The organism is Microbispora sp. NPDC046933 (assembly GCF_040644635.1).
GTDB lineage: Bacteria > Actinomycetota > Actinomycetes > Streptosporangiales > Streptosporangiaceae > Microbispora.
In genome coordinates this window covers 56,322-73,206 of the sequence record NZ_JBEYWW010000009.1, presented here as the reverse complement: position 1 = coordinate 73,206, position 16,885 = coordinate 56,322, and the positions used below count along the sequence as shown (strand labels likewise).

The window sequence follows — 16,885 nt, the reverse complement described above, 5'->3', positions numbered from 1 at the left end:
GAACGCTACGGATAGCCTCCGGCCGCTCCCCCCCGCAGAACCTTTTCCAGCTCCTCCCACCAGGGCGGCACGTCCGCCTTGAGTTCGGCGTACCTGCGAGCCACCCGGATGGCGCATCCTGCCGGGTCCGTACCCAGGTGCCAGCACTTCACGGCACCCTCGCGCCAACGGTAAAAGCCCTCACGGAAGGTCACGACCAGGCCTATCCAGACGGAGAGAGTAGCCTCGTCACCGATCTCGTAGGCGTCGGCCACCCCGAGCGCGGCGAGTTCCGCGCGAAGTTTTTCCACCGCGACTCGCGATTCACTCACCGGCCACCGCCCCCTGCACAGCAGACATGCACAAAAAGGGATGTACCCAACCTTGGAGCGGGGCTTGCGGATTCATTCTGTAATCATCGGCTACTAAGCGTCACCACGCAGCCCTTACTGGTCAGTCATGTGCGGGTTCTCCGACGTCAGGAGGCTCACGGACGTCGGGCGGCACTGTTACTCAGGCGGCAGCCTTACATCAGGCGGCTCTGGGGGCTCGGTCACCACCATCACGAACCGCAGCGGTTCGTCGTGCTCGTTTGCGTACCGGTGCGGCCGGTCGGCGCTGAACACGACGGCGTCGCCGGGCCCCACGACGTGGCTCCTGCCGTACACGGTCAGCGTGAGCCACCCCTCCAGGACGGTGAGCATCTCCCGGGTGCCGGCGGGGTGGGCGTCGCCGTCGTGGTGCTCGCCCGGCCCGAGCCGCCAGTCCCACAGCTCCAGGATCGCGGGCGCGTCCGTCCCCACGAGCAGGCGGGCCGCCCCTCCCCCGGGATGCTCGAACGTCACCATCTCGGACTCGTGCACCACCCGGACGACCGGGGTGTCGGCGACCTCCACCAGCCGCGCGAGGGTCACGCCCAGCGCGTCGGCGATCCGCGTGAGCGTGTTGACGCTCGGGTTGGTGCGGCCCTGCTCGATCTGGATGAGCATGCCGCGGCTCACGTTCGACCTGGCCGCGAGCTCGTCGAGGGTCATCCCCCGGTGGGCCCGCTGGCCCCGTACGTTCGCGGCGATGGCCGCGGTGATCGTCGCAGGATCAGGCATGAGTACAGCCTAGTGATCTCCTACTACAATCCATTGCACTATTGATGCAATCTCTTGGGGGATCTGTGACGGCGGTTGCGCTCGCGACGGCATGCGCGGTGATCTTCGGCACGGCCGACTTCTTCGGCGGACTGGCCACCAGGCGGTCGAAGGTGCTGGCCGTCGTCGTGCTCTCCCAGCTCGGCGGCCTGCTGCTGGTCGCCGCCCTGCTCCCGGTCCTGCCGGGCCACGCGAGCACGGCCGCGCTGGTCTGGGGGATGGCCTCCGGAGTCGCCGGCGCCTTTGGCATCGTGCTGTTCTACCGCGGCCTGGCCACCGGCATGATGTCCGTGATCGCCCCGACCACGGCCACGACCGCGATGGCCGTCCCCGTGGTGTTCGGCCTCCTCACCGGCGACCGGCCGTCCGCCCTGGCGCTGGTGGGCGTCGTGCTCGGCCTGTTCGCCGTCCTGCTGGTCAGCCGCGAGCCGAACGGCGGGGCGAGCGGCCCGAAGGCGGGGCCGATCCTCGCCGCCCTGGTGTCGGGAGCGGGTTTCGGCGGGTTCTTCGTACTGCTCAAGCTGGCCCCGGCGGACTCGGGCACGTGGCCCCTGCTGGGGGCGAGGATCGCGTCGATCACGCTGGTCGCGCTGCTGGCCCTCGCCACGCGCAGGAGCCTGCGCCCGGTGCCCGGCAGCCTGACGGTGACGATCATCGCCGGGGTGCTCGACATGGCCGCCAACGTGCTCTATCTCTTCGCGGCGCAGCGGGGGATGCTCACCCTGGTGGCCGTCCTGGTGTCGCTCTATCCGGCGAGCACGCTGCTGCTCGCGCGGTACGTCCTGGGCGAGCGGCTGAGCCCGGTGCAGATCACCGGCGTCGGGTTCGCGCTCGGCGCGGTCGCCCTCATCGCCGCCGCCTGAACCCGTGCCCCGAGCCCAGTCCTGGGCCCTGTCCTGGGCCCTGTCCTGGGCCGGGACGCGGGCACCTGCGGCTCCGCGGACGTCACCGGTACGCGCGGAAGAACTCGGTGATGTCGGCTGCGAGCAGTTCCGGCTCTTCGTGGGCGGCGAAGTGCCCGCCCGAGGCATCTGGGTGCACCTCGTGACGTTGTGGGTGCGCTCGGCCCAGCTGCGGGGCGGCCGGCCGATGTCGGCGGGGAACAAGGCGAGCGCCGTGCCCAGCAGCCGTGAACGGCGCTCGTCCTGCTCCGCGTCGGTGACCGCGATCAAGGGTGCGCTGCCGGGCGTGGAGCCCTTGGCGCGGGGCTCCGTCCCGGTCACCGGCCGATCGGACACCGGTCAGGCCGCGCACACCTGCTCGGGGACGCGTACGACGCCCTCCTCGCGGGCGTAGTCCTCCAGCATCCCCCGGAGCTGGCGGCGGCCCCGGTGCAGCCTGGACATCACGGTGCCGATCGGCGTGCCCATCCGGTCGGCGATCTCCTTGTACGCGAAGCCCTCGACGTCGGCCAGGTAGACGGCCACCCGGAAGTCCTCCGGCAGGGCCCGCAGGGCGTTCATCACGACACTGTCCGGGATCTGGTCGAGCGCCTCGGTCTCGGCCGAGCGCAGCCCGGTCGACATGTGCGACTCGGCCGCGGCCAGCTGCCAGTCCTCGATCTCCTCGGCGGCCGACAGCTTGGGCGAGCGCTGCTTCTTCCGGTAGTCGTTGATGAAGTTGTTCGTGAGGATGCGGTGCAGCCACGCCTTGAGGTTCGTGCCCTCACGGAACTGGTGGTATGACGTGAACGCCTTGGCGACGGTCTCCTGGACCAGGTCCTCGGCATCGGCGGGGTTGCGCGTCAGACGCATGGCGGACGCGTAGAGCTGGCTCGTCACCGGCACGACCTCACGCTCGAACCATGCCTGCCGCTGCTCGTCGGTCGAGATCATCTCTTCCCCCTACGGAACTTCTCCCCCGTTACCCGTCCGGCCGGAACACATGCGAGGTGACTCGTTCATCGTTGTGCCAAGGACATCGTGCCGATTGGGGCCTAAGCACGGTGTTAATTCGTCCGGCCTGGTCAGCACCGTCGCTGCAGAGACCAGGCCCGCGCGGCCAGGTCACGCGCAAGCCGAACAAGTCTCATTAGCGTAACACTGAAGCCTCAATCCGGAGTAAAATGTGGCAGATTTCACTGGCGACCGGCAGGCGCAGACCGGTGAGGCGGGAAGCCGCCGGCGTGACGCCTCTTTGGTGTTCATGCCGAGGAGCGTGCCAGAGTGGCGCCATGAACCACCTGGATCGGCACGATCCGGTCACGAGGGCCTGGGTGGCCGACGCCATCCAGGCCGTCGAGGCCGACGCCAACCGAAGCTGTGACACTCACCTGCATGTGTTCCCGCTCCCCTCGCACTGGGGTGTCGACCTCTACTTGAAAGACGAGTCGGTGCACCCGACCGGTTCACTCAAGCACCGTCTCGCCCGGTCCCTCTTCCTGTACGGCCTGGCGAACGGCTGGATCGGGCCCACCACCACGATCATCGAGGCGTCCAGCGGGTCCACCGCCGTGAGCGAGGCGTACTTCGCCCGCCTGCTCGGCCTGCCGTTCATCGCGGTGATCCCGGCGAGCACCTCGCCGGAGAAGCGGGAGATCATCGAGTTCTACGGCGGCAAGTGCCACCTGGTGGACGACCCGAGAGCGATCTACGACGAGTCGCACCGGCTCGCCGCCGAGACCGGCGGGCACTACATGGACCAGTTCACCTACGCCGAGCGGGCGACGGACTGGCGGGGCAACAACAACATCGCCGAGAGCATCTTCCAGCAGATGGCGCTCGAACGGCACCCGGAGCCCGCGTGGATCGTGGTCGGCGCGGGCACCGGCGGCACCTCTGCGACGATCGGCCGCTACATCCGCTACCGCCGCCACCAGACCCGGCTGTGCGTGGCCGATCCCGACGGCTCGGCGTTCTATCCGTCCTGGGTCTCGGGTGAGGAGCACGGCGGCGCCGGATCACGGATCGAGGGCATCGGCCGGCCGCGGGTCGAGCCGTCGTTCCTGCCCACGGTCATCGACCGGATGACCCAGGTGCCGGACGCCCTGTCGATCGCGGCCATGCACTGGGTCAGGGAGGTCACCCGCCGGGAGGTCGGCGGATCGACCGGCACCAACATCGCGGCGGCGGTGCAGATCATCCGCGAGATGCGGCAGCGGGGCGAGCGCGGCAGCGTGGTCACGCTGATCTGCGACGGCGCCGAGCGCTACCGCGACACCTACGGCAACCCGCGCTGGCTGTCGGAGCAGGGCATCGACATCGCCCCCCACCTCGAAGAGCTGCGCGCCTTCCTCCGGAGCTGACGACCGGCTCGGGACTCACGGGCGGCGGGACTCACGGGCGGCGGGCCGGGGCATCCCCGGCGGGGGATGCCCCGGCCCGCCCCCGTTTTCCGTGCGTCAGTCGCCGAGCAGGGCGTCGACGAAGACCTCGGGGTCGAACGGCGCGAGGTCGTCAGGCCCCTCGCCGAGGCCCACCAGTTTCACCGGCACGCCCAGCTCACGCTGGACCGAGATCACGATGCCGCCCTTGGCCGTGCCGTCGAGCTTCGTCAGGGCGATGCCGGTGACGTTGACCACCTCGGCGAACACCTGCGCCTGGCGCATGCCGTTCTGCCCGGTCGTCGCGTCGAGGACGAGGAGCACCTCGTCCACCGCCGCCTTCTTCTCGATGACCCGCTTGACCTTGCCCAGCTCGTCCATGAGGCCGGTCTTGGTGTGCAGCCGTCCCGCGGTGTCGACGATGACGGTGTCGGCCTTGTCCTCGATGCCCTTGGCCACGGCGTCGAACGCCACGGACGCCGGGTCGCCGCCCTCCGGGCCGCGCACCACGCCCGCGCCGACGCGGTCACCCCACGTCTGGAGCTGGTCGGTGGCCGCCGCGCGGAAGGTGTCGGCGGCGCCGAGGACGACCTTCCTGCCGTCGCCCACCAGGACCCGGGCGAGCTTGCCCGTGGTCGTGGTCTTGCCGGTGCCGTTGACGCCGACGACGAGGACGACGGCCGGCCGCTCCCCGTGCGGCTCGGTGTGCAGGGTCCGGTCGAGGTCCGGCGCGACCTGCGCGAGCAGTTCGTCGCGCAGCAGCTTGCGCACCTCATCGGGAGTGCGGGTGCCGAGCACCTTCACCTTCGTCCGCAGTTCCTCCACCATCGCACGGGTGGGGGCCACGCCGACGTCGGCCGTGATCAGAGTCTCCTCGATCTCGTCCCAGACCTCGTCGTCGAGCCGGTCCCGCGACAGCAGTTCGAGCAGGCCCCGGCCGAGGACGTTCTGCGAACGGGCGAGCCGGCTGCGCAGCCGCACCATCCGGCCGGCCGAGGGCGGCGGGACCTCGATCTCGGGAGCCTTGATCAGCTCTTCGATCGGAGGGGCGGGCGGCGGCAGTGTGGTCGTCGTGCCGCCGTCCTCTTCGCCCAGCCCCGCCTTCGCGGGCTCCTCCACGACGGGAGCCTTCGGCTCGGGCGGGGCCGGCGGCGCGGGCGGCAGGTCCTTCGCCTTCGGCCGGAACAGCAGCCACAGGCCACCCACCGCCAATATGGCGACGATGGCCACGATCACGATGATGCCGAGGTAACCGTCCACACCATGCAGTTTCCCAGACGGCCCGCAGTGCTCCGGTCAGGGAGGGGTGCGGCCGTGTCTGGACTGAGGAGCGCGCGGAGCGAGGAACGAGCGAGCACGCACCGAGGGAAGACGCGGACTCTGGGCGCCCCGACCCGCCGCGCCGAAGGCGCGGCAAAAAGCACAGCTCACACCTTTTCGCGCAGGCGCTGGCTGACGACCTGGGTGACGCCGTCGCCGCGCATCGACACGCCGTACAGCGCGTCGGCGATCTCCATCGTGCGCTTCTGGTGCGTGATCACGATGAGCTGTGAGGTCTGTCTCAGTTCCTCGAACAGGGTGAGCAGCCGCTGGGTGTTGGTGTCGTCGAGGGCCGCCTCGACCTCGTCCATGACGTAGAACGGCGACGGGCGCGCCTTGAAGATCGAGACGAGGAACGCGACCGCCGTCAGCGACCGCTCGCCGCCGGACAGCAGCGTCAGGCGCTTGACCTTCTTGCCGGGCGGCCGGGCCTCGACCTCGACGCCGGTCGTCAGCATGTCCTCCGGGTCGGTCAGCAGCAGGCGGCCCTCCCCGCCGGGGAAGACCCGCTGGAAGATCTGCCCGAACTCGCGCGCCACGTCCTCGAACGCCGCCGCGAAGACCTGCTCGACCCGGTCGTCGACCTCCTTGACCACGAGCAGCAGGTCGCGCCGGGTCTTCTTGAGGTCTTCGAGCTGGGAGGTGAGGAAGGCGTGCCGCTCCTCCAGGGCGGCGAACTCCTCCAGCGCCAGCGGGTTGACCTTGCCGAGCTGGGTCATCTGCCGTTCGGCCGTCCTGGCCCGTTTCTCCTGCTCCTCCCGGACGTACGGCACCGGTGGGTCGCCGGGCACCGGCACGCCCGGCCCGTATTCGGCGATGAGCGGTTCGAGCTCGATGCCGTACTCCTCCAGGGCACGCTGCTCCATCTGCTCCAGGCGCAGCCGCCGCTCCGTCCTGGCCATCTCGCTGCCGTGGACCCGGTTGACCAGGGCGTCCAGCTCGGAGCTGCGCTCGCGTACGCGCAGACGCACCTGCTTGAGCTCGGCGTCGATCTGCCCGCGCGCCCGCTCGGCCTCGTCGAGCTCCTCGGCGGCCCGCGCGAGCGAGCCCTCCAGGGCGCCCAGGGCGGCACGCGCGCCGTCGGCCACCGCCGCGGCGATCTCCGCCTGCCTGCGGCGGCGTGCGCGGTCGGCCGCGGCCCGGGCTCGGTCCTGCCGCTCGCGCTCGGCCGCGCGCAGCAGGGCGTCGGCCCGGCCGGCGATGCCCCGCACCCGCTCCTCAGCCGTACGGACCGTCAGCCGGGCCTCCATCTCGGCCTGCCGGGTGACGCCGCAGGCGGCGGCCAGCTCGTCCCGGGTGTCGGTGGTCGGCTCCGCCTCCAGCTCGGCGGCGTACTCGGCCTCGGCGAGCTGCTCCTCCAGCTCCACCACCGCGGCCTGGGCCTGCTCGCGCGCCTCCTGGGCGTCCAGCACCGACCGGCTCAGCCGGGCCGCCTCGTCCTGGGCGGCCTTGACGGCGGCCTCCAGCCGGGCGAGCTGCTTGGCGGCCGCCGCGGCCCGCTGGTCGGCCTCCCGCTGCCTGCCGCGCAGGCGGTCGAGCCCGGCCTGCGCCGCGTTCAGCCCGTTCTGCGCGGCGTTGACGCCGCTCTGGGCGGCACTGACTCCGCTCTGCGCCTCCGCGACCCGCGCCTGCGCCGCCTCCAGCGCGAGCTGGCGCTCCCGCTCGGCCGCCACGGCCTCGGCCAGCGCCTCCGCGTGCCGTTCGGCCTCGGCTCTGGCGGCGGCGAGACCGGCGGCGGCCTCGTCCAGGGCCGTGCGCATCTGCAGCAGCGAGGTGCCGCCGCCCGAGCCGCCGTGCGCGGCGTGGACGCCGATCAGGTCGCCTGAGGTCGTGACGGCCCGCAGCTCCGGGTGGGCGTCCACGACCTTGCGCGCGGTGAGCAGGTCGGGCACCACGACCACGTCGGACAGCAGCGCCTCCACGGCGGGGCGCAGCTCGTCCGGCACGGTCACCAGGTCGGCGGCCCACTCGGCGCCCGCGACGGGCGCCTCCGGCCGCGCGGCGCCACTCTGTCCACCGCCACTCAGTCCACCGCCGCTCTGGCCGCCACCGCCCGCGCCACCACTGCTCTGGCGGTCGCCTGCGATCAGCAGGGCGGCGCGGCCCCCGTCGGCCTCGCGCAGGTGCTCGACGGCCGCGACGGCGGCGGTGAGCGAGGCGACGGCCACTCCGTCCACGGTCAGCACGGCCGCGACGGCCGCCTCCGCCCCCGGCCGTACGGCGAGCAGCGTGGCGATCGGGCCGAGCACGCCGGGCAGCCCCGCGCCGAGCAGCGCGGCGGCCCCGTCCGCTCCCCCGGCCAGGCTCATCTCCAGGGCCTCGCACCGCGCCTGGAGAGCGGCGACCGCGCGCTGCGACTCCTGGTCGGCGGCCCGGGCCGTGCTCACGGCGGCCTTGGCGGCGGCCAGCGCGTCCCTGGGCACCGCCAGGTCGGCCCGCGCCCGCTCCACGACGGCCTCGGCCTGCTCGGCCATGGCCCTGGCCTCCTCCACCGCCGCTCGGGCCAGATCCACACCCTCCTGCGCCGCCTCCAGCTCGGCCGCGAGCTCGGGGTCGGTGGGCTGCTCGTCGATCGCCTGCGCGTCGAGCTCGTCCTGGGCCTGCTCCGCGCGCCGGGTGGCGTCCTCGACGGCCTTGGCGAGCCTGCCGATCTCGTCTCCGGCGGCCCTGGCCCGGCTCCTGGCCGACTCGACCTGGCCGCGAAGGCGGGCGAGGGCCTCCCGGCGGTCGGCCGCGGCGCGGGCGGCGGCGGACAGACGGCGCTCCTCGGCGGCCAGCGCCTCCTCGGCCTCGGCGCGCACCTCGACGGCGGCCTCCAGCCGCTCGCGCGCCTCGTCGAGCTCCTCCGCCAGCACCCGCTCCTGCTCACGCACCTCGGCGGCCTCGCGCTCCAGGTCCTCCGGGTCGCGTCCGCGCCGCTCGACGGACGCGGCGTCGGCGGCGTGCCGCCGCCGTTCGGCCGCGAGGCTCTCCACGCCGCGCAGCCGCTCCCGCAGCGCCGAAAGGCGATAGAAGGTCTCCTGGGCGGCCTTGAGACGCGGCTGGGCCTCGTTCTCCGCCGCCTCCAGCTCGGCCTCCCGGCGCTGGCCCTCGGCCAGCTCCGCCTCCACCTGGGCCCGCCGCGCCTGTACGGCCGCCTCGTCGGCCTCCTCCCGCTGCAGAGTGTCGCGGAGGGTGATCACGTCGTCGGCGAGCAGGCGCAGCCGCGCGTCACGCAGGTCGGCCTGGATCACGGCCGCCTTGCGGGCGATCTCGGCCTGCCGGCCCAGCGGTTTGAGCTGGCGGCGCAGCTCGGCCACGAGGTCCTGGACGCGGGTCAGGTTGGCCTGCATCGCGTCGAGCTTGCGGAGCGCCTTCTCCTTGCGCTTGCGGTGCTTGAGTACGCCCGCGGCCTCCTCGATGAACGCCCGGCGCTCCTCGGGCCCCGCGTGCAGCACCTGGTCGAGCTGGCCCTGGCCGACGATGACGTGCATCTCCCGGCCGATGCCGGAGTCGGACAGCAGCTCCTGGATGTCCAGCAGGCGGCAGGTGTCGCCGTTGATGGCGTACTCGCTCTGGCCGGACCGGAACATCAGCCGGCTGATCGTCACCTCGGTGTAGTCGATCGGGAGCGCGCCGTCGGTGTTGTCGATCGTCAGGGTGACCTCGGCGCGGCCGAGCGGCGGGCGGCTGGAGGTGCCCGCGAAGATGACGTCCTCCATCTTGCCGCCGCGCAGCGACTTGGCGCTGTGCTCGCCCATCACCCATGCGAGGGCGTCCACGACGTTGGACTTGCCCGAGCCGTTGGGGCCCACCACGGCGGTGATGCCCGGCTCGAAGCGGAGAGTGGTGGCCGAGGCGAAGGACTTGAAGCCGCGTAAGGTGAGCGTCTTCAGGTACACGTCCGCCCCCCTCGGTGCCGCCCGGCGTTTGGGGGGAAAGACTACAGCTCCCGAGGGCCGGGTACGCGGGGATAGACGCCGATGGCCTGCCCGGGGAATGACGGCGGTAACGACAAGCCGGGCGGTTCGCCCATCCCGCCCGCGGCTCGTTTTTTACGATCAGTTAGCCGGCGAATCAATTGCCGGGGAACGACGACGGAAATGGCAAGGGACGCCTTTGCGGGGCGTCCCTACAATCCTTTCCCGTTTCCTGCCGGACCTCAGGTGAGAGCCGGCTCGCGATCCTGCAGCCGGACCAGGGCCTCATCACGAGATTGCGCCGCGAGCGCGTCGTTCTGGGCCTGGAGCCGGGTGAGTTCTGCCTCGAGGTCGCGGATGCGCTGCTGGAGACGGCGCATTTCCGAGATCATACGAGGGTCAGGACCGCCGACGTGGCCGAGTAGAGCCTTCGCCATAGTAAAGGGTCCTCCACGCTGAGTGACCAGACTGGTTCGCGCACTTCATGCCGCGGGAGGGGTGCGCGTGGTTCCTCTCAAGAGTCGCACCGGCAATGGAGACGGTCAAGTTGAACGCTCCGCACAGACGTGCCGGTGGGCACTCTCGCTAGATAAATATACCGGATTTGAGAGGTTTGAGGGAAGCCCTACCTCTCGACAAACCCGGCGATACCTCTCTTCGCATCGCTCCAGCGCTCGACCACCCCCTCAACGTGGCCGGGCGTGTCACCGCCGTGCAACAACGACAGGAGTTTCTCGCACGACTCCCTCGGGCCCTCGGCGACGACCTCGACCCTCCCGTCGGCCAGGTTCGAGGCCCACCCGACGAGCCCGAGCTCCAGTGCGCGGGCCCGGGTCCACCAGCGGAACCCCACACCCTGCACCCGTCCCCGGACCCATGCCGTCAACCGAACCACGCCTACAAGTATCCAGATCGACTCCGGCCGCGACAGGCGGGGGTGCCTACGGACGGGCGTTCCTCGGGCGGGGCTGGCATTTCGGGCAGCTGTAGGAGGACCGGTTCATGAACGCCTCCCGCCGGATCGGTGTCCCGCAGCGGCGGCAGGGCTCGTCACGTCTGCCGTACACGGCGAGCGAGCGGTCGAAGTAGCCGCTCTCACCGTTCACGTTCACGTACAGGCTGTCGAAGGAGGTGCCGCCCTGCCCCAGCGCCTCGGCCATGACCGCGCGGACCGCCGCCAGCAGTTCGGCGATCTTCGGTCGGGTCAGCGTCTCCGTCGGCCGCGCCCAGTGCAGGCGCGCACGCCACAACGCCTCGTCCGCGTAGATGTTGCCCACCCCGCTGATCAGCGACTGGTCGAGCAGCGCCCGCTTGATCCCGGTACGGCGCAGCCGCAGCCGTACGGCGAACTCCGCGTCGTCGAAGGCGTCCTCGAGCGGGTCGGCGGCGATGTGCGCGATCGGCTCGGGCACCGGCCGCCCCCGCCCGGCGGTCATGGGCGCCACCAGGAGGTGCCCGAAGGTGCGCTGGTCGACGAAGCGTAACTCCAGGCCGCCGTCGGTGAAGCCCATGCGCACGCGCAGGTGCTTCTCGATCGGCGACAGCGGATCCACGACGAGAAGCTGGCCGCTCATGCCGAGGTGGGCGATCAGCGCCTCACCGGCCTCCTCCTCGACGGAGGCGCCGTCCCGCAGGGGCAGCCACAGATACTTGCCGCGCCGCTCGGCAGACGCCAGCGTGCGGCCCTTGAGCTGGGCGGGCAGATCGCCGACGTTGCGGCGGACCGCCCGGGGGTGCAGGACCTCGGCCGCGGCCACCGTCCGGCCGGCGACCCAGCTCTCCAGGCCCCTGCGGACGACCTCGACCTCGGGCAGTTCGGGCATGCGCCGTCTCCCGGGCTCAGGCGCGGACGGGGCCGGCGCCCTCGCGGGCGTCGCGCAGCGCGCGGATCGCGGTCCAGGCCGCCTCGGCCGCCTGCTGCTCGGCCTCCTTCTTGCTGCGCCCGGAGCCCTTGCCGTACTCCTTGCCGCCCACGCGCACGATCGCGGAGAACGACTTGGCGTGGTCCGGCCCGCTCTCGTCCACGTGGTATTCCGGCACGCCGAGCATCTCGGCGGCGGTGAGCTCCTGCAGGGACGTCTTCCAGTCGAGCCCGGCGCCGAGCGACGCCGACCGCGTGATGAGCGGGTCGAACAGCAGATGGACGACGCGGAACGCCTCGTCGAGGCCCTTGTCGACGTACACGGTGCCGATCAGGGCCTCCAGCGTGTCGGCCAGGATGGACGACTTGTCCCGGCCGCCCGTGCCCTCCTCGCCGCGGCCGAGCCGCAGGTATTTGCCGAGGTCGAGCGTCCTGGCGACGTCCGCGAGAGCCCGCATGTTGACCACGGCGGCCCGCAGCTTGGCGAGCTGGCCCTCCGGCAGGTCCGGGTGGTTGCGGAACAGCGTGTCCGTCACGACGAGACCGAGCACCGAGTCGCCCAGGAACTCCAGGCGTTCGTTCGTGGGCAGTCCGCCGTTCTCGTACGCGTACGAGCGGTGCGTCAGCGCCCGCTCCAGGATGCCGGTGCTGAGCCTGACGTCCAGCACCTGGTACAGCTCGTCTCTGGCGACCTCGACGGGCACGGGCTTTACAGACGGTGCGGCCATGAAATCCTCCCAACTCCTATGTGCAGGCAGGGCCGTGCACGGGAGGCAGGAGGGCCGGCCGAAGGCCCGAAGGCGTGGTGGACGCCGGTCCGCCGGGAGCCGATGGCCCCGGCGTCCACCACGGCCGCGGGCGTGCATGTCGGTGCGTACCGTCCAACCGCCACCGCACGTTCCTGTGAAGCACGGTAACGCCGACCGGCTCGTTTTGACGATCCGGCCGGCGTCCCGACGTCCCTTACCGTGCGATCAGGCCGACGGCTCGACGACCTGACGGCGGTTGTAGGTGCCGCAGGTCGGGCACGCCACGTGCGGGCGCTTGGGCGAGCGGCACTGCGGGCAGCTCACGAGTGCGACCGCCGCCGCCTTCCACTGGGACCTGCGGGCGCGGGTGTTGCTCCGCGACATCTTCCGCTTGGGGACGGCCACGTCAACCCTCCTGATCGTCTTCCTGTTCCACAACCAAACCCTGCAGCGCCGCCCAGCGGGCGTCGATCGCTTCGTGCCGGTGGTCAGGGCCGGCCTCCGCCAGCCTGATCCCGCACTCCGCACAGAGACCGGGGCAGTCCTCACCGCACACCGGGCTCAGCGGCAGTGCGAGCACCACCGCGTCACGGAATACCGGCTCGAGATCGAGCAGTTCGCCGTCGAGGAGCAGATCGTCCTCTCCGGCGTCCTCCGCCGAGTAGAAGTAGAGCTCCTGGAAGTCGACCTCGATCTCCGAGGTCAACGGGTCCAGGCAGCGCGAGCACTCCCCCGTCAGGGGAGCCTGCGCCGTGCCCGTGACGAGCACGCCCTCCATCACCGCCTCGAGCCGGATGTCCAGCTCGACGTCGGCGTCCTTGGGAACGCCGATCATTCCGACCGCGAGGTCCGCCGGTGCCGGGAGAACCGGGCTGAGCGTGCGCATCGATCCCGGTCGGCGCCCCAGGTCGTGGGTGGAGATCACCCAGGGGGCTCGGGGATCGAGGCTGTGCAGACTCATCCTGCTCTCGTTAGGCATGGCGAATCACCGCCGTCGTGCAAGGCTGAAAGGCAAGAATACCAGCCCTCGTTCAGCCTCTGAGCCGCTCCACGAGCAGCTGGTGGACGAGGTCGGGGACCAGGCCGGAGACGTCCCCGCCGTACCGGGCGATCTCCTTGAGCCTGCTGGACGACAGGAACGAGTATTCCGGGTTGGTGGACATGAACAGGGTCTCGACGCCCGACATCCGGTAGTTGAGCTGGGCCATCTGCAGCTCGTAGTCGAAGTCGCTGACCGCCCGCAGGCCCTTCACGATGGCCGGGATGCCCTGCTGCCTGCAGAAGTCGACCAGCAGGCCGTGGAACTTCTCGACCCGGATGTTGCCGTACTCCTTCGTCACCGCCTGGAGCATCTCGATGCGCTCGTCGACGGTGAACAGGCTGTGCTTCTCGATGTTGATGAGCACGGCCACGACGACCTCGTCATACAGCCGTGACGTCCGGCCGATGATGTCCAGATGTCCGTTGGTCACGGGATCGAACGACCCCGGGCAGACGACACGACGCAAGGCGCACCCCCATAGATTCACGGGTTCCCGGCTGCGCGACCGTACCAAACGGCCGCTTCGCCGTATCGACGGACCCTGTCTTCCGTGAAGCCCGCGGGCCACACCAGGTCCTTACCCCTCGACTCCCGCTCGACGGCCACGAGCGCGCCCTCCGCCAGCCAGCCGTTGTCGCGCAGCGCCTCGAGCACCCGGGAGACCGCCTCGTCCGAGACGGCGTACGGCGGATCGGCGAAGACGAAGTCGTACGGCTCCTCGCACGGCCGGCCCACCACCCGTTCGGCCTTGTCGGCCCGCAGGGACGCCCCCGGCAGCCCGAGCGACGCGATGTTCTCCCTGATCGTGCGTACGGCCCTGGCGTCCGACTCGACCAGCAGGGCGTGGCCGGCCCCCCGGCTCAGCGCCTCGAGCCCCACGGCGCCCGACCCGGCGTACAGGTCGAGGACCCGGGCTCCCTCCAGCGAGCCGAGCACGGAGCCGACGGTGGCGAACAGGCCCTCCCGGGTGCGGTCGCTCGTCGGCCTGGTCGATCTCCCCGGCGGCACGGCCAGCCTGCGTCCCCCCGCCGTCCCTGCGATCACCCGCGTCACGCCATCATTGTCCCGCCCGCGACAGCCTTCCCGGCACGGCGGGGCGGAGGGCCGGGAAGATCGAACAGGTCAAGAGTGGGCAAGCGGCGGCGACGAATGAGTAAGAGCCGTATCGCGTGCTCCGTCACATGCGCATCATGAGTTCTGCGGCCTTCACGGTGACCCAGGGGAAGGCCGGCCGGCGTGGTCGTGAGCCCTTCCGCACGTCGGCGCCCTCGGCACCTGACCCGAGGGCGGGCCCAGCCGGGGACGGCATTCGGGGGGAGGCCGTCCCAAGGCTGGGCCCTGGGTCGTTCAACGGGCGTCGTGTTCACACGGCGCCCGTTTCACTTTCCGGCCCCCGTCGCATGCCACGCCGCATGCCACAGCGCCCCCGCCCGCACCCGCTGGGCGCCGCGGCGGGGATGGCGGTCACGCCTTTTCGAGGAACTCGGCGCGTTCGTCGTCGACCATGGTGTCGATCTCGGCGCGCAGGGCCGGGTGGGCCGACAGCTCGGGATCGGCGGACAGCAGGGTGGTCGCCTCGGCCCGGGCGGTCTCGATCACGTCCTCGTCGCGCAGAAGCTGCAGCAGCTTGAGCGAGGACCTGCGCCCCGACTGGGCGGCGCCGAGCACGTCGCCCTCCCTGCGCTGCTCCAGGTCGACACGGGACAGCTCGAAGCCGTCGAGGGTCGCGGCCACCGCGTCGAGCCTGCGGCGCGCCTGCGTGCCCTCCGGGGCCTCGCTCACGAGCAGGCACAGCCCGGGCAGCCCGCCCCGGCCCACCCGGCCGCGCAGCTGGTGGAGCTGGGAGACGCCGAAGCGGTCGGCGTCCATGATGACCATCGCCGACGAGTTGGGGACGTCGACGCCGACCTCGATGACGGTGGTCGCGACCAGGACGTCGATCTCGCCCCGGGCGAAGGCGCGCATCGCCGCGTCCTTGTCCTCCGGGGCGAGCTTGCCGTGCAGCGCCTCGATCCGCAGGCCGGCCAGCGGCCCCTCCCCGAGCATGCGCGCGACGTCGAGCACCGCCAGGGGCGGCCTGCGCTCGTCGTCGTCCTTCGCCAGGTCGCCCTCGTCGCCCTCCTGGTCACCGATGCGCGGGCACACCACGTACGCCTGGCGGCCCAGGCCGACCTCCTCCCGGACCCGCTGCCAGGCGCGGTCGAGGAAGTGGGGCTTCTCCGCGGCGGGCACCACGTGGGTGGTGATCGGGGCCCGGCCCGAGGGGAGCTGGGACAGCGTGGAGACCTCCAGGTCGCCGAACACGGTCATCGCGACCGTGCGCGGGATCGGCGTCGCCGTCATGACCAGCACGTGGGGACGTCCGCCGCCGCCCTTCTCGCGCAGCGCGTCGCGCTGCTCGACGCCGAACCTGTGCTGCTCGTCCACCACGACCAGGCCGAGGTCGGCGAACTGGACGTGTTCCTGCAGCACGGCGTGGGTGCCGATCACGATGCCGGCCGCGCCGGAGGCCGCGTCGAGCAGCGCGCTGCGCCGCGCGGCGGCCCCCATCGAGCCGGTGAGCAGCGCGACCGCGGTCCCGCCGAACATCCCGCCGGCCGCGAGATCGCCCAGCATGTTCACGATCGACCGGTGGTGCTGCTGGGCGAGGACCTCGGTGGGGGCGAGCAGCACGGCCTGCCCGCCGGAGTCGACCACCTGGAGCATCGCGCGCAGCGCGACCACGGTCTTGCCCGCGCCGACCTCGCCCTGCAGGAGCCGGTGCATGGGATGTTCACGGGCGAGGTCGGCGGCGATCTCCTCGCCGACCTGCCGCTGCCCCTCGGTGAGCTGGAACGGCAGCCGCTTGTCGAACTCGCGCAGCAGCCCGTCGTCGCGCCCGGGACGGGCCCTGGCGAGCCACGCGGACGCCGCCATGCGCCGCCGCACCAGGACGGCCTGCAGGACGAACGCCTCGTCGAACTTCAGCCGGTCGTGAGACCGCGCGACGTCCGCCTGACTGCGGGGCCGGTGGACGCGCCGCAGCGCCTCCTCGATCGGCAGCAGCCCCAGCCGCTCCCGTATGTCCGCGGGCACCGGGTCGTCCAGGCTGAGCACGTCGAGCACGGTGCGCACGGCCCTGCGGATCTTCCAGCTCGGCAGCCCCTGCGCGGAAGGGTAGATGGGCACCAGCGCGGAGGCGAACTCCTCGGCCGTCTCCTCCGTCTCGTCGAACGACTCGTACTCGGGATGGGTGAGCGAGACGCGCCTGGTCCTCCCGCCGACGAAGACGCCGACCTTGCCGGAGAACATCGCCTCGGTGCCCGGGGTGAGCCGCTGCTCGGCGACGTAGGCGCCCTTGCCGAAGAAGGCCAGATGCAGCTTCTCCTTGCCGTCGGTCACCTCGATGTCGAGCCAGGTGCCCTGCCGGTTCTTCATCGGCCTGCGCACGGCGGACGACACCTTGGCGACGACGGTGACGTGCTCGTCGTGCTCCAGTGACGCGATGGGCGTCAGCTCCCCCCGCTGCGCGTACCGCCGCGGATAGTGGCGCAGCAGTTCACCGACCGTGCTGATGCCCAGCGCGCTCTCCAGCGGGGCGGCCGACCTGCCGACCACCTTCTTGAGCGGCTCGTCGAAGCTCGTCACGACA

General features: G+C 71.6%; 16 protein-coding genes. 2 read left to right on the top strand and 14 right to left on the bottom strand.

Annotation, left to right across the window (positions count from 1 at the left end; genetic code table 11):
• Positions 1-5: 5 nt before the first annotated feature.
• Positions 6-290 carry a hypothetical protein gene (locus ABZ857_RS14275; RefSeq protein WP_357042753.1) on the bottom strand — a complete coding sequence of 95 codons (285 nt, stop codon included), beginning with the start codon at positions 288-290 and terminating at the stop codon, positions 6-8.
• Positions 291-488: 198 nt separating this feature from the next.
• Positions 489-1,082 (bottom strand): XRE family transcriptional regulator, encoded by a 594-nt coding sequence (locus ABZ857_RS14270; RefSeq protein WP_357042750.1) that lies wholly within the window; start codon positions 1,080-1,082, stop codon positions 489-491.
• Between the two features lie 65 nt (positions 1,083-1,147).
• Here ABZ857_RS14270 and ABZ857_RS14265 point away from each other — a divergent pair, with 65 nt between their 5' ends.
• On the top strand, positions 1,148-1,984 hold the full coding sequence (locus ABZ857_RS14265; protein ID WP_357042747.1) for a DMT family transporter: 837 nt from the start codon (positions 1,148-1,150) through the stop codon (positions 1,982-1,984).
• A 378-nt stretch (positions 1,985-2,362) separates the two neighbouring features.
• Here ABZ857_RS14265 and ABZ857_RS14260 read toward each other — a convergent pair whose 3' ends face one another.
• Positions 2,363-2,956: a sigma-70 family RNA polymerase sigma factor gene (locus ABZ857_RS14260; RefSeq protein WP_079312684.1), complete on the bottom strand. Its 594-nt coding sequence runs from the start codon at positions 2,954-2,956 to the stop codon at positions 2,363-2,365.
• A 338-nt stretch (positions 2,957-3,294) separates the two neighbouring features.
• Between ABZ857_RS14260 and ABZ857_RS14255 the strand changes: the two genes are divergently transcribed.
• On the top strand, positions 3,295-4,365 hold the full coding sequence (locus ABZ857_RS14255) for a PLP-dependent cysteine synthase family protein (protein ID WP_357042744.1): 1,071 nt from the start codon (positions 3,295-3,297) through the stop codon (positions 4,363-4,365).
• 96 nt (positions 4,366-4,461) lie between these two features.
• Here the strand turns inward: ABZ857_RS14255 and ftsY are convergent, their stop codons facing one another.
• From ftsY to recG, 11 genes are all read right to left on the bottom strand, one after another.
• Positions 4,462-5,643 (bottom strand): signal recognition particle-docking protein FtsY, encoded by a 1,182-nt coding sequence (ftsY, locus tag ABZ857_RS14250; RefSeq protein ID WP_357042741.1) that lies wholly within the window; start codon positions 5,641-5,643, stop codon positions 4,462-4,464.
• Between the two features lie 167 nt (positions 5,644-5,810).
• Positions 5,811-9,584, bottom strand: coding sequence for an AAA family ATPase (locus ABZ857_RS14245; protein ID WP_357042738.1), 3,774 nt, complete (start codon positions 9,582-9,584; stop codon positions 5,811-5,813).
• A 260-nt stretch (positions 9,585-9,844) separates the two neighbouring features.
• A complete protein-coding gene (locus tag ABZ857_RS14240) occupies positions 9,845-10,039 on the bottom strand; it encodes a hypothetical protein (protein WP_357042735.1) in 195 nt (64 codons plus the stop codon).
• Between the two features lie 188 nt (positions 10,040-10,227).
• Positions 10,228-10,497 carry an acylphosphatase gene (locus ABZ857_RS14235; protein WP_357042732.1) on the bottom strand — a complete coding sequence of 90 codons (270 nt, stop codon included), beginning with the start codon at positions 10,495-10,497 and terminating at the stop codon, positions 10,228-10,230.
• Positions 10,498-10,543: 46 nt separating this feature from the next.
• Positions 10,544-11,425: a bifunctional DNA-formamidopyrimidine glycosylase/DNA-(apurinic or apyrimidinic site) lyase gene (gene mutM / locus ABZ857_RS14230; protein WP_357042729.1), complete on the bottom strand. Its 882-nt coding sequence runs from the start codon at positions 11,423-11,425 to the stop codon at positions 10,544-10,546.
• Positions 11,426-11,441: 16 nt separating this feature from the next.
• Positions 11,442-12,191: a ribonuclease III gene (gene rnc, locus ABZ857_RS14225; RefSeq protein WP_357042726.1), complete on the bottom strand. Its 750-nt coding sequence runs from the start codon at positions 12,189-12,191 to the stop codon at positions 11,442-11,444.
• A gap of 246 nt (positions 12,192-12,437) precedes the next feature.
• A complete protein-coding gene (gene rpmF / locus ABZ857_RS14220; RefSeq protein ID WP_030506036.1) occupies positions 12,438-12,617 on the bottom strand; it encodes a 50S ribosomal protein L32 in 180 nt (59 codons plus the stop codon).
• Position 12,618: 1 nt separating this feature from the next.
• Positions 12,619-13,173, bottom strand: coding sequence for a YceD family protein (locus ABZ857_RS14215; RefSeq protein ID WP_193201383.1), 555 nt, complete (start codon positions 13,171-13,173; stop codon positions 12,619-12,621).
• A 70-nt stretch (positions 13,174-13,243) separates the two neighbouring features.
• Entirely contained in the window at positions 13,244-13,720 is a 477-nt protein-coding gene (coaD, locus tag ABZ857_RS14210) for a pantetheine-phosphate adenylyltransferase (RefSeq protein ID WP_139580059.1), read from the bottom strand.
• Between the two features lie 17 nt (positions 13,721-13,737).
• A complete protein-coding gene (gene rsmD / locus ABZ857_RS14205; RefSeq protein WP_357042723.1) occupies positions 13,738-14,307 on the bottom strand; it encodes a 16S rRNA (guanine(966)-N(2))-methyltransferase RsmD in 570 nt (189 codons plus the stop codon).
• 411 nt (positions 14,308-14,718) lie between these two features.
• Positions 14,719-16,881: an ATP-dependent DNA helicase RecG gene (gene recG, locus ABZ857_RS14200; RefSeq protein WP_357042720.1), complete on the bottom strand. Its 2,163-nt coding sequence runs from the start codon at positions 16,879-16,881 to the stop codon at positions 14,719-14,721.
• Positions 16,882-16,885 lie beyond the last annotated feature (4 nt).

Coding starts and splice junctions, on each gene's coding strand:
- ABZ857_RS14270 (WP_357042750.1), bottom strand. CDS start 1,082: ATGCCTGATCCTGCGACGATCACCGCGGCCATCGCCGCGAACGTACGG.
- ABZ857_RS14260 (WP_079312684.1), bottom strand. CDS start 2,956: ATGATCTCGACCGACGAGCAGCGGCAGGCATGGTTCGAGCGTGAGGTC.
- ABZ857_RS14255 (WP_357042744.1), top strand. CDS start 3,295: ATGAACCACCTGGATCGGCACGATCCGGTCACGAGGGCCTGGGTGGCC.
- ABZ857_RS14240 (WP_357042735.1), bottom strand. CDS start 10,039: ATGGCGAAGGCTCTACTCGGCCACGTCGGCGGTCCTGACCCTCGTATG.
- mutM (WP_357042729.1), bottom strand. CDS start 11,425: ATGCCCGAACTGCCCGAGGTCGAGGTCGTCCGCAGGGGCCTGGAGAGC.
- rnc (WP_357042726.1), bottom strand. CDS start 12,191: ATGGCCGCACCGTCTGTAAAGCCCGTGCCCGTCGAGGTCGCCAGAGAC.
- ABZ857_RS14215 (WP_193201383.1), bottom strand. CDS start 13,173: ATGAGTCTGCACAGCCTCGATCCCCGAGCCCCCTGGGTGATCTCCACC.